We start from the raw sequence: 12924 nt of genomic DNA, 5'->3' as shown, positions 1-12924 counted from the left end.
AATGAAAAAAGTTCAGGATATGACGCTAAGAGAGAAAATTGGTCAGATGCTTCTTTGTGGATTTGAAGGCACAGTAGCGACGGATCAGCTCAAAGCGCTGATTGCAGAGCACCATATTGGCGGGGTTATTTATTTTGCGCGCAATGTAGAACAAACTGGACAGGTAGCTCAGCTATCCGAGCAGCTGCAGCAAATTGCACAGCAATCGGGCACGTTGCCGCTTTGGGTTTCCATCGATCAAGAAGGCGGGATGGTTGCTCGTATCACGGAGGGTGTTGCGTTAATGCCCGGGCAGATGGCGCTTGCGGCTGGAGCAATTGGGCCGGGCGTTGGTTTAAGAGACGGAAGTGACGCTGCGTATGAAGCCGCGTTGATCTCAGGGAAAGAGCTCCGAGCACTTGGGATTAACTTGAACTTTGCTCCCGTGCTCGATGTGAATAACAATCCAGACAATCCGGTCATTGGCGTGCGGTCATTCGGCGAGTCTGCGGAGCTTGTTGCTGCATTCGGTCAGCGTTCGGTACAAGGTTTCCAAGACGCTAATGTTGTCGCGACGGCGAAACATTTCCCGGGACATGGCGATACGAGCGTTGACTCCCACTTGGATTTGCCAACGATTAAGCATGATCAAGAACGGATTCGTTCTCTGGAGCTGGTACCGTTCATCCGAGCAATTGAGGGCGGCGTCGATGCGATTATGTCATCGCACATTTATTTCCCGGCTTTTGAGTCCGAGAAGCTGCCTGCGACGCTTTCCAAGTCCGTGTTATCCGGACTGCTTCGTGAGGAGCTGGGCTACGATGGCGTCATTATGACGGACTGCATGGAGATGAATGCCATTGCAGAACATTACGGCACGGTAGCCGCAAGCGTAATGGCTATCGAAGCTGGGGCTGATCTCGTGTTGATCAGCCATAGGCTTGATCGCCAGATCGGCGCTATTGATGCGATCGAGCAGGCTGTTAAGGAGGGGCGCCTAAGTGAATCGCGCATCGACGCGTCTGTGGAAAGACTGCTCGCGCTCAAGGAGCGTCGTGGATTGCTGGTGCCGCAGCCTGGCACTGCGGCTGAAGTAGGGACCGCGGAGCATTGCGCGGTCGCCGAACGTCTCAGCGAAGCCAGCATTACGCTCGTCAAAGACGAGCAGGGGATGCTGCCGCTGAAGCGTGTAAGAACGCTAGCGGTCACCGTGGCCGCAGCGGTATCGTCCGGCGTCGACGAAGCGTACGCCGGACCGGCAAGTCTAGGCGCAGCGCTTGCGGAGCGCGGCTTTGACGTGATCGACCGCGTGCTGCCGCTCGCAGAGGTCGGTGGGTTGACGGGATCGGTGCTTGCAGCAGCTGAAGAAGCGGAGCAGATCGTCATCGGGACGTACAACGCCCGATTCCATCCTGCGCAGGTCGAGCTGGTGCGTGCGCTGCAAGCACTTGGCAAGCCGCTGGTCGTCGTCGCGCTGCGCGTGCCGTACGATTTGCTGGAGCTGCCGGAGGTTTCCACCTTCATCGCTGCTTACGAAAGCCGTCCGTTAGCGCTACAAAGCACGGCCAAAGGTTTGGTAGGTGAGCTGGAGATGAAAGGCCGACTGCCTGTTACACTAGGCTCGGGATATCCTGCAGGTTGGAAGTGGGAGGGCGGACTGTGATGCTCCGTTCCCTTCTGAATCAAGAATCCCTGACCGTCGCAGGCATCATGTCAGGCACCTCCTTGGACGGCATCGACGTGGCCATCGTCCGTATTGATGGCTGCGGGATCGATGCCAAAGTCAAACTGCTTCATTTTGAAAGCTTCTCCTACGAGGAAGAGGTACGCGAGAAGTTAAAGCAGCTATGCTCCATTGATCACTCGAATGTGGCCCTTTTGTGCGGCATGAACTTTGCCATTGCTGAACGTTTTGCTGACGCGGTGTTGATTACGGCTGCGTCTGCAGGAATGAAAATGGAGGAGATCGATCTCATCTCCACTCATGGACAAACCGTGTGGCATATTCCAGTGGCCGATGAAGCGGATCCTTATCTGCCGAAATCAACCCTTCAGATCGGCGATTTATCTGTCATCGCCAAACGGACTGGCAGGGTGGTTGTAGGTGATTTCCGCACCGCTGACATGGCGGTTGGGGGGCAAGGTGCTCCCCTTGCACCTTATGGAGATTTCATTATGTTTCGCGATGCGGTCAAAGGGCGCATCCTCCAAAATATCGGCGGCATCGGCAACTGTACAGCAATTCCAGCTCAAGGAACGGATGCAACGATGTCCGATGCCAGCGAGCTGATTGCTTTCGATACAGGTCCAGGTAACATGATCATGGATCAAGTAGTCTATGAGTTGTCCGAAGGCCGGCTTACCTATGACGCTGATGGCGCATGGGCGGCTCGCGGTCAAGTCCACGCTGAGTTGTTAGAGGAGATGCTGGCGCATCCTTATTTCTCGCAGCTTCCTCCGAAGACCACGGGCCGTGAGCTGTTCGGGAAGGCGTATACAGCTTCCTGGCTCAAAAGCGCCCTGGAGCGAGGTCTTGCGCATGAAGATATCGTCGCTACAGTGACGGCGTTCACGGCGCATTCTATCGCTCGTGCTTATACAGATTTTGTTTTCCCGCATTGTGCCATAGCGGAAGTTATCGTGAGCGGCGGCGGTGCGCGCAATCATACACTGCTTCGGATGATGCAAGAGCTGCTTCCTGAGCAAGCGATTCTTACCTCCGATGAGCTGGGTATCTCCGGCGATGCCAAAGAAGCAATTCTTTTCGCCCTGCTCGGCAACGATTGTATTCACGGCGTGCCGAACAATTTGCCTTCGGCGACAGGTGCGGAACGCCTGACTGTGATGGGCAAGTTAGCTTTGCCTTAGGGCGTGGCGGCATAGAAGATGTAATAAGTACAGTAAATCTGAATGGATTTCCTGTTAACGAATAAAAACCTGCAAAACGTACATCAAATATCGTGACTTCAAGCCGTTTTCGGCGGATAGTCGGGGTTTTGATGTAGGAAATGCAGGTTTTTTGCGTTTTTGGCTATTTGTGCGCGAAATTGCTGTACTTTTTGCAGTTCGTATCTAATCCCCAGGGGGACTACTTTCACCTAGCGAACAGTCTGAGCCTAACGGACTGAGATGCTTCTAATTGAGTGAAATAAGCTCAATATAGAATCTAACGGACATGAAAGACGTTATTAACCGGAGATTGCTCAAAATAGCCAATAACCAAGCGAATAAAGGCTCTCCGGTCCGATAGGTTCTTTATGTTGGGCTTAATAGTCAATATAAGGACTATGGTGTCCGTTAGTGCATTGGTTGGCGGACAGGGGATGGAGTAAGAGGCGTAGTGTGGGGAGGAGAGGATTAGTTGGAGTAGCTAGGGTGGTGAGGCTTGGACTAGTTTGTTGTAGATATCGCAGGATTTGCGTTACTGGGAGATATTTGTTGGGAAGAGCAAGCAAGCGGAATGGGAGTACTGATGCGGACAGGGGGATGGAGTAAGAGGCGTAGTGTGGGGGAAGAGGGGATTAGTTGGAGTAGCTAGGGTAGTGAGTTGGACTAGTTTGTTGTAGATAGCGCAGAAATTGCGCTACTGGGGATGTTGGTCGGAGTGGGCAGGCGGTGGAATGGTGGTACTGATACGGATAGGGGGATGGAGTAAGTGGCTAGTGTGGGAGAGGAGGGAATTAGTTGGAGTAGCTAGGGTAGTGAGGTTTGGAGTAGTTTGTTGTAGATAGCGCAGAATTTGCGCTACTGGGGGGATATTTGTTGGGAAGAGCAAGCGGAATGGGAGTACTGATGCGGACAGGGGGATTGGAGTAAGAGGCGTAGTGTGGGGGAGGGAATTAGCTGGAGTAGCTAGGGTAGTGAGTTGGACTAGTTTGTTTTAGATATCGCAGAATTTGCGCTACTGGGAAAGTAGGGCGGGCTGAACAAGGGTGCGGTGGAAGGTCGGAGATGAGCTAACAAAAAACGGGAGACGCTCATTATAAGCGTCTCCCAGTTATTTTTATTTCGTAGAGCTCACCTGCAAAAGGTGGGCTTCTTTGGTTTTATCAAAATGCGTCAAAGTGAAGAGGTAATCCCCCTTGTAGTAGCTGTTCGTGTAGGTGCCACTCCCGGCACCTACCTCGGTTTCCATCACGACGTAGCCGGCATCGTTAGGCTCGCCGCGCTTTTTGACGGTCTCGATGGCTGGCTGCAGCAGCGCCAATGGCTTCGAGCCCCAAATGCTAAGCGAAGTGACAACGGCCTCCTTCGGGTTGCCCTTCGCAGGCTCAACCAGCAGCGACAGCTGGTAGGCGGGGTAGCTTAGCAGCAGCTTTACGCCTACTGCCGCTGCTGCTGCCGCATCACCCGCGCCCGCCGCCGGAGGCGCGGTCGTCTCTGCGCCAACGGCGGCATCGCCAGCAGCCGCCGCCGGAGTCCCAGCGGAGGCGTCCACCGCCGCCTCCTGGCCCGCAAGCATGACGCTGACATCCTGCAGCGTCACTTCCGCTGGTTTGCCCAGCAAGTCTTCGACTTTCTTGCTGGACAAACCGAGGAAACCCTGCAGGCTGGCTTGGCCGCCTGCAAAAAAGCTCCGCAGCAGCGGCGCGCCGTCTGCGTCAAACACCGTGCCAAGGCCGTCATAGACGCCAGCCTTGAAATCGCCCTTGTAGACGAGCTTGCCAAGCTCGTCATAGGCTTCTCCAGCGCCGTTCAAGGCGCCGCTTACATACGTGCCCTTGAAGCGGGGCACGCCTTTTTCATCGAAGGCGGTTCCCTCTCCGCCGTATGTGCCTGCAAGGAACTGGCCTTTAAACTTCATCAGGCCGCTTGCAGAGTACTCGGTCCCATCGCCGGAGTAGCTGCCGTTCTTAAAGCCGCCTTCATAAACGAGAAGGCCTTTGGTATCGTAAAGCTTGCCAGCTCCGCTATATTGACCGGCTGCGAATTCTCCTTCATATTGGGCGATGCCGCCCGAAGAGAACAGCTTGCCCGCCCCGTTGTAAAGGCCGCCATTAAACGCGCCTTCGTAGAGTAAATCGCCGCTTGGGGCAAACAATTTTCCGGCCCCGCCATACTTACTATTTTGAAATTCGCCGATATACAGCACTTTCTGATCGGGAGTATACAAGGTGCCAGCCCCATTGTAGGCATCTCCGGCAAAAGCCCCTTTATACAGCAATGCACCATGTTCATCATAGAGCGAGCCGGCGCCTGATTTCTGTCCCTTTTCAAAATCACCTTCGTAAGCAAGAATACCGTTCTTGTGATACAACTTGCCTTTCCCAGCGTACAACCCATCAACTAGACCGCCTTCATAGCGTGCTGCTTTCTCGGTACCCACTACTTTACCATTGCCCGAGAAACTGGTCAGCTTCGTGGTATTTTCCTGCAGAACAGGAACCCGGTTCAACCATTTATTCACGATCGCAGGCGGACGGATGAAGATAAAAAAGATTAATACGAGAATCAGCAAGGTGATGAAGAGCAGCAGTCTTTTGGAGACGTAGTAAGAGCCGATCAAAATGTAGTTTTTTAACGAGGTCTCACGTGTTTGCAGCATGACTCTTAGAATCTGTTGAAACTTAATGATCGCTAGTTTGGGTAGTCTTCCAATGGTCTGGAAGGCTTTCATGACATGTCCGATGAAAGGTGCAACGACGGGTCTTAGCACTTTTTCAATGGTTTTGACCGGCTGAATCTCCAATTGATTTCACTCCTAGAAGGATGCTCGATTTTTGAAAATGGGTTATGGTACCTGAATCGTCATTTGTCCAGGCTGCTGAACTTGGATGATGCCGCCCCAATTGCACATACACTTGGAGGTATTGTTCAGAGCAGGCATGTTAGCGACGAGCACCGTTGGCGCTCCAGGAGCCCAAGGGGCTGCTGTCACTGGTATGCAGGGCATAGGGGTCAGTACGCCGAGAGCCGCCGCCGTTGCTGCGGCAACCATAGGATTGGCCATTGAATTGCACATGCCGAACGGCAAAATGTTCACCATTGGCTTATTATCCATAATGTTGGCGATGGGCATCGCGGTCATCACCATATTCGCGGGCAGCACCATTAACGAACTGGGCGCAGCGCCAAAAGAGCATTGCAGCATGGCACCGCCGCATACTAGGTTCGCCATGGGTATACCTCCTTCTATGTATCGCGTTATTAAAATAGTAGGATCCGATGCTAGCGTGTTCTATTACTTTTATACTACTAGAAAAGCAGGTAACCATCAATCTATTACTCTATTCGATTCTTTTCGCTAAGTTTCTCCAAAAGATGGGTGCGAGAGTGAGGGAGATATTGTACTATAAAGGAAGAGTTACATGCGAGCGGAGGGATTCATAGTGGTAGGGTTAAAAGCAGTAAGGCTGGGACTTGTAGTGCTGTTGTCGACAGCGCCGGTTCTGGCGGCAGGGCCAAGCGTGGAAGCTGCGTCAGTCAAAGCTTTAACCATGAAAGAAGCGATGGATCAAGGACTGAAAATAAGTTCCGTACTGCGGGACGCCAAAACAGATATTTCGAAGAAAAAGCTGGAGCTGGAGCAGGCGCAGCATGCGGTTAAAAGCGAGGAAGCGAAGGCTTCCGGACTTTTTGCCAAACCTCGTAATTTGAGTCAGGAATTGACGACACGTTTGAAGGTGCCTGAGGCCAGCAAGCAGCTATATATCGCTCAAGAAACATTGCGACAATCGATGAATACCGTACAGTTTGAAGTGCAGAAAGCCTATTTAACAGCTTATCAGGATGGGGCAGCAGAAGAGAACGCACGCAAGAAGCTGGAAGAAGCCAAAACTGGGCTCGATACGGTTAAAAAGAAGCGGAAATTCGGGCTCGCAGACAGCGCCGAGCAGGAACAGACGGAGAAGGCGCTAGAGAAGGCGGCATCCGTATATAAACAAGCACAATTGACGGCCAAATCGAGCCGTTTGGCGCTAGGCAAGCTGCTTCAATTGGATATGGAAAATAAAGTTCAGCTTACTTTTGAACCGGATTACGCGAATCTGGATCAGAAGCAGCTGCCAGGCTACATAACTAGTGCGCTCAAGTCGACAGTTAGTTTGCTTAAAGATACGGAGGATCGGCGTTTAGCTGATCATAAATTAAGCACGACACGTGATTTGTACGGTTCCAAATTTGGCAGCAGCCGCATGAAGGTTATGGACGGATTATATAAAGCTAAGGATATCGACATGGAGTTGTTTCTAGCGAGCTACGAAACGACGTTATCACAGGTGAAGGCGGATTGGGAAGGGTTTTTCCTTCTACTTGGATTCATTCCGATTCCGAAATCCTTGCTCCAAGGGGAATTTGACGGACTGCGTTACCTTGACGATCTGCGGGATGCGCTGCCTATTGCTACCATGGAACAAAACAAGGCGGTGCTGCAGGAGAAAGAGAGCAGATCTGCGGTTATTGCTGCCGTGAGAGCTTCTTATATGGAAGCCAAAGGTGCAGAGGAAGGTTACGCGCAGGCTTTGCGGGATAAGGATAGCGCCGTGAATGCGCTGGATAAAGCGTCCCAGAAGGTGAAACTTAGTCTGATGAAAACCGAAGAGCTAACCGCTTATAAAGAAGCGGTCAGCAAGGCGGACGAGCAAATCCTGATGGCGCAAATGAGTTATGAAGCAGCGCTCGGCAAGCTCGATATCGACACAGGTGGAGCTGTCGAAAAGACGTTGAAGATGGGCATTCTGCCTTATCGAAATCTGGATGACGGGCTTGCCGCCGTCAAACCGCAGAATCCAAAGGCCCCAGCAGGCTCTTGGAAGTTGAAGCCGGCTGTCGGACCGCTGCTTAGTGATTTTAGCGTGACGGTGAATAAAAAGCTCGGCGCAACAGAATATGCGCTGTTTACCAAAGAGGGTCGAGCGATCAGCAAGCGCACTAAGATTAACAAGGCTGTGAGACAATTAACACTCAAACTTAGCCAAACTGACAACTTGAAGGTCGTGCTCTACGCGAAGGAGAAACCGCTTGGGGAGCTGCTTTTGGAGGGCAAAGGAAATGCCGGACAGTTGGCGGCGGCAGACGCTGAAGCCACGGATGGTGCAGCTAATGGGGGAAGCTCGACGGGAGGAGCCGGAACTGTTAACGGCGATAGCGGTTCTGGTGCTGACGAGGAAAAGTGGCTCGGTACCGTGATCATCGGTTCCTACAAAGTGCAGCTGGACGCGCTGACCCCAGAGGCCTACAATGCCGCTTCGGCAACGATGTCTTCATCGGGACAGGGGATTTTTTATAAAGCGGATGAGCCTGGAGCGGTTTGGTTCGGCATGGATAATGCCGTAGACCCGAGCGCGATAGCCGACTCCACGAGTTCCGCAGCACTTTCGAAGAAGGATGCGGAGGCTCTGAAAGTCACCGTGGAAATTGCAAAGCCTGGTGCCATTGCTTCCTTGCAAACGCCGGAGCAGCTGACGCAGCAGATCGATACGCTGAAGAAAGATATTGTGAAGCTGGAGGCGGCCAAGGAAGCGGCCGTTACGGATATGAAGCTGAGCGAGATCGCCGATTTGGCAGTCGAGATCAAGGATGCGCAGGCCCAGCTCGGGATGCTGGAAGCGCTGATGAAAGGCGACAGCCAAGCAGCTCTCAAGCAGATGGAGCTGGTGAATAACCCGGACGCGCTGATCGCAGCGCTGTCCGAGGAGACCGAAACACCGCCGGGCGAGCCAGGCGGTGAAGAACCCCCAGGCGGCACGGCGCCTGGGAAGGAAGCGGCCAGCGAAGATGCGCTGGCCGAGCAGGCTGAGCTCCAGCAAGCGAAGCTGGAGCAAGCCCTCGCCGCCGGCGAGCCGGACGCTGCTGCAGCGGTGCTGCAGCAGCTCCTGGCAACGCAGGCGCAGCTCGCGGATGCGCAAACGGGCGCATCCGAGGGACAGGCTTCGCTCGCAGAGGCGAAGCAGAAGCTGGAGGCTGCGCTGAAGCTGGCGCAGGCGCAGGGGGACACGGCGCGGGTCGCGACGCTGACCCGCTCGCTGGAGGCCGTCGCCGAGGCGGCGCAGACGGCGAAGAAGGACGCGCTGTTCGCGCAGCTGGACGCCGTGCAGGTGCTTGCGGCAGCGCTGCCGCAAGAGGCTGGCGTGCAGCAGCAGCTTGAACAGCAGGTCGCGAAGCTGCTGCAGGAGCTGCAGCAGCAGGAGAAGGCCAAATACGGGCCTGAGGAGCAACAGGCCCTGGCCGATGTTTCCGCGTCTTTGGCAGCAATCACAGCCATAGACATGACATCTGCCCCTGAGCCAGATGATGCTGGCTCAGCTGGTTCTGGTTCATCCGAACTCAAAGTTGCCATTCAACCGATTCCGGCAGAAAACGTGCTTTCATCCAATATTTTCATCAAATTCGATGCTCCGCCTGTTATAATAAATGGGCAGGCATATTTACCTATAAGATCCGTATCGGAATCATTCGGTGCTGCTGTAGATTGGGACCAAGATTCTCTTACGGTTACGGTCAGCACGGAATATAGGACGATCACAAGCCGCATCCGTGATGACAAGGCTTATGTGGATGGCGATCCTGTGCAAATCGACGGGCCAGCCTATCTGCTTGAAGGAAGGACTTATGTCCCATTAAGGTTCATAGCGGAATCCTTGGGCTTGCAGGTTGATTGGAACGCACCTACACAAATCATTCAGATTTCATATTAAGAGGAGATTAAAGAGCGATGAAGAAATCGATTGCGGCATTGCTGCTCGTACTGCTGCTTCTGGGTGCTGCTGGAACCTACCTTGGATTAAACAGGGAAAGCTTCACACTATGGCCTTTTCACAAGAGCATGCCTTTCGATGGTTTATCGAAGGCGATCTCGGATGGGCATAACAATTTGTTTGTGATCGACAACGCGAAGAAAACGATTCACAAACTGAATGGAGAAGGTGTTCTTCAATACTCCATCACGAGTGAGACTGGGAAGAACGGGGAAGTGTACCGTTTTAACGATATGGCCGTCGATGATTTGGGGTATCTCTACACGATTCGTACCTTGCTTGATCCGTATGGCATTGCGGTTAAGGCAGAGCAAATTGTTCGCTATACGCCGGATGGGCAGTTCGACCGCAGCTTGTTCTCACAGGAATATAATGACGCGCAAACCCAGCGGTATAGATTGGGATCCTTGCGCAATGTTCAAGTTCGCGATGGGATGGTCTACTTTTTCAATGATGAAGTACAGCAGTTGACTCTCTATCAAACTCCAATTGGCAAAGAGCAAATATCCGAGCCTAAATCGGTGTACACGATCAAGCTCCCGCCAAATAAATTTGTTGCCGAGGCAGATGGCTTTAAGCCTGGAGAAATCTACTATTCAACGCGCAGTGGAGAGATTTATCGCGCCTTCGGCGACGGGCATTCCGAGCTTGTTTATCCCGTTCCTGGGCTGGATCGCACAAGACGCAATTTCCCCGAAAGCATGCATCTTGATAATCAAGGGCGTCTGATCTTCATCGATTTTAACAACAAAATGATTTCCCGGCTTGATCCCGCACAGCCTTTCCTGATCGAAGGTCTTGTAACCGAAGAGAAGGCGAAAGCGAACGGTATAGAGCTTGCCTTTGATGCTACAGCGAGTTCTATTGCGCAGGATGGCAGCCTTATTATTGTAGAATCGGCGCAGATTAATCGCCGCTTGCCAGATGGGACGATTACGCCATCTATGGTAGAGGCTTTGTACAGCCAACCGGCAAGAACACATTCATTTATACATTGGTCGGTCGCCTTAGCGGCTCTGATCCTTGTGCTGTATGCGATCAAACTTTTCTTCATCAATTTGCTGCAGCGCCGTCTTCCTCTGATGATGAAGCAAGTTCTCATTCTAGTGCCGGTCATTGCGGTTTCCATGATTCTGTTGTCGACCGTCATTTATGAGAGCTTCTCCAAGAAAATGGAAGAGGAAACGTTCAGTGAGCTTGTTTTGCTAGCCAAAAACGGTCAAAATCTGGTCGATGGCGATAAGCTGGAAAGTCTGGCTTCACCGCTGGATTATAACGGTGCAACGTATCAATCTTTCCGCAAAAAGATTCAATCCGTTTTTGAGAATAACGCCAGCGATGATAATCAAGGCTTCTACAAAGCTGTATATAAATACGAGAATGGCATCATTTATCGAGTTCTAGAAGACGATGATGGCATGCATATGTTCAATCCGTTCCAACAAACCCCTGAGAATCAGCAGGTTGTGCTTGAAGGCAAGCCAGCTACAGGGCAGTGGCAGGATTTCTCCGGCGAGTGGCGTTATGCGATTGCCCCTATTTTTAACTCAGCGGGTAAAATTGTCGGTGTTTTCGAAACGAGTAAGAACTTGGATGGCATCCTCAAACATCGCCAAACGGTGCTTCAATCGATTATCCGCAATATTGCGCTCATTTCAGTTGGTTTGCTGATTGTGCTCGTTGTCATGACTTATGTCCTGCTATCTTCGATTCGCAAGCTGCGCAACAGCGTCGGCGAGATTGCCAAAGGCAATTGGGATACGGTCGTTACGATCAACACGCGCGACGAGGTGTCAGATTTGGGCGACAGCGTCAATACGATGGCAGCGCGCATTCGGGACTATATTACTAAGGTAGAGAATTTCAGTCAGTCCTACTATCGCTTCGTTCCTCAGCAGTTTTTGCGATTCCTGAATAAGGAAAGCATTCTAGAGGTTGAACTGGGCGATCAAGTGGAGAAAAATATGTCGATTTTGATTTTTAATATCCGAGGCTTCTATCTGCTTTCCAAAAAGCTGACGCCGGAAGAGAACTTCAACTTCGTCAATTCCTTCCTTAGCCGATTCGGGCCGTATGTCCGCAAGCATCAAGGTCTTATGAATAAGTACCTGGGCGCAGGCTTCATGGCGCTGTTCCCGAATCAAGCGGATGAAGCACTGCTAGCGTGCATTGAGATGCGCAAGGAACTGGATATCTACAATTCGCATCGGGCCAAAGTTGGCTACTCGCCGCTAGATTTCGGTATCGGCCTGCATAAAGGACCGCTTCGTCTTGGCATCATTGGTGAGCAGCAACGCCTAGAGGGCAATGTGATCTCTGATGGTGTGAATGTGGCAACGATGCTGGAGAAGATGACGGAGCCTCTGGGCGCCTCCATTCTCATTACCGACAATGTGGTGCAATCGCTGCAACAGCCGGCAGCCTTCCAATACCGGAACCTGGGATTAATTCAGGTAGAAGGGGTGAAGGAGCCGCTTCAATTGTTCGACGTTTATCAGGGGGATCCCGATACGATTCGGGTGCTGAAGGAGAAAACCCGACCGCTGTTCGAGCAAGCTGTCACGTATTACCAGGTAGGGCGTTTCTATGATGCAAGGGAAGCCTTCTTGATGGTCATTAAACAGAATCGTCAGGATAAGGCGGCACAGTTGTACTTCTATATTTGCGATGAGTATTTCCAACACGGCACGACAGCAGAGTGGAATGGCACATTATCGGTTTCATGATGAAAGAGGCGAACTTGACATGCAAGTGCAGGAGCTGACTACCGAGAAAGACGCACACCGTATTACTGAATTTTATCTATCTTCCTCATCATTTGATGATCAAAATCATACCCCGGGGGAGTTAGAGCATTTTCGCAATGCTCCCCTGCTTAGCTTGACACACCGCAATCACTGGCATTGGTTCATTGAAAATGAAGCCGGAGAGATCATTGCTGTGACGAGCTGCAAGGAGAACGAGCATCAGTCCGGTGGTTATTTATGGGACTACTTAGCTGTTCATCGTGAATACCGAAGACATGGTTTTGCGAAAATTTTGTTCCAAGTGCTAGAGACCTTCTCAAGAGAAGCTGGAGGGCGCTACATTCTTACGTATACATGCGATTTGCCCGAATATCAGCCTATTCAAAAAATGTTCCGAGCGAATGGATTTGAACTCATCGGCACTTATCCGAATTACTACTATGAAGGCGAAGCGCGATTAGCTTTCTATAAACCACTTTATTAAAGATAAATGAACTAATAGA

Annotated in this window: 7 protein-coding genes; 5 read left to right on the top strand and 2 right to left on the bottom strand. The window is 51.8% G+C overall.

Annotated elements, in window-relative coordinates; translation table 11 throughout:
- Nucleotide 1: 1 nt before the first annotated feature.
- Both nagZ and GQF01_RS17550 read left to right on the top strand, forming a co-directional pair.
- Nucleotides 2-1642 carry a beta-N-acetylhexosaminidase gene (gene nagZ / locus GQF01_RS17555; protein ID WP_161408017.1) on the top strand — a complete coding sequence of 547 codons (1641 nt, stop codon included), beginning with the start codon at nt 2-4 and terminating at the stop codon, nt 1640-1642.
- A complete protein-coding gene (locus GQF01_RS17550) occupies nt 1642-2847 on the top strand; it encodes an anhydro-N-acetylmuramic acid kinase (RefSeq protein WP_161408241.1) in 1206 nt (401 codons plus the stop codon). Before nagZ ends, GQF01_RS17550 begins: the two co-directional genes overlap by 1 nt.
- A gap of 1135 nt (nt 2848-3982) precedes the next feature.
- On the opposite strand, the gene GQF01_RS17545 is transcribed toward GQF01_RS17550, so the two are convergent.
- Together GQF01_RS17545 and GQF01_RS17540 are read right to left on the bottom strand one after the other, a co-directional pair.
- On the bottom strand, nt 3983-5635 hold the full coding sequence (locus tag GQF01_RS17545) for an MORN repeat-containing protein (protein ID WP_161408016.1): 1653 nt from the start codon (nt 5633-5635) through the stop codon (nt 3983-3985).
- A gap of 75 nt (nt 5636-5710) precedes the next feature.
- Entirely contained in the window at nt 5711-6097 is a 387-nt protein-coding gene (locus GQF01_RS17540) for a DUF4280 domain-containing protein (RefSeq protein WP_161408015.1), read from the bottom strand.
- A 211-nt stretch (nt 6098-6308) separates the two neighbouring features.
- Here GQF01_RS17540 and GQF01_RS36870 point away from each other — a divergent pair, with 211 nt between their 5' ends.
- Genes GQF01_RS36870 through GQF01_RS17525 form a run of 3 tightly spaced genes read left to right on the top strand, consistent with a single transcriptional unit; the run spans nt 6309 to nt 12905 of the window.
- Nucleotides 6309-9614, top strand: a complete 3306-nt coding sequence (locus tag GQF01_RS36870; RefSeq protein ID WP_161408014.1) for a stalk domain-containing protein — start codon at nt 6309-6311, stop codon at nt 9612-9614.
- 17 nt (nt 9615-9631) lie between these two features.
- Nucleotides 9632-12400, top strand: coding sequence for an adenylate/guanylate cyclase domain-containing protein (locus tag GQF01_RS17530; RefSeq protein WP_161408013.1), 2769 nt, complete (start codon nt 9632-9634; stop codon nt 12398-12400).
- A complete protein-coding gene (locus GQF01_RS17525; protein ID WP_161408012.1) occupies nt 12342-12905 on the top strand; it encodes a GNAT family N-acetyltransferase in 564 nt (187 codons plus the stop codon). Before GQF01_RS17530 ends, GQF01_RS17525 begins: the two co-directional genes overlap by 59 nt.
- The last annotated feature ends 19 nt before the right edge of the window (nt 12906-12924 follow it).

It is taken from the genome of Paenibacillus silvestris (genome assembly GCF_009882985.1).
Taxonomy (GTDB): Bacteria; Bacillota; Bacilli; order Paenibacillales; family NBRC-103111; genus Paenibacillus_E; species Paenibacillus_E silvestris.
This window is presented reverse-complemented; position numbering and strand designations above follow the sequence as displayed.

Bases quoted from the DNA above. Each gene is read 5' to 3' on its own strand.
- nagZ (WP_161408017.1), top strand. From the start codon at position 2: ATGAAAAAAGTTCAGGATATGACGCTAAGAGAGAAAATTGGTCAGATG.
- GQF01_RS17530 (WP_161408013.1), top strand. From the start codon at position 9,632: ATGAAGAAATCGATTGCGGCATTGCTGCTCGTACTGCTGCTTCTGGGT.
- GQF01_RS17525 (WP_161408012.1), top strand. From the start codon at position 12,342: ATGAGTATTTCCAACACGGCACGACAGCAGAGTGGAATGGCACATTAT.
- GQF01_RS17540 (WP_161408015.1), bottom strand. From the start codon at position 6,097: ATGGCGAACCTAGTATGCGGCGGTGCCATGCTGCAATGCTCTTTTGGC.
- GQF01_RS17550 (WP_161408241.1), top strand. From the start codon at position 1,642: ATGCTCCGTTCCCTTCTGAATCAAGAATCCCTGACCGTCGCAGGCATC.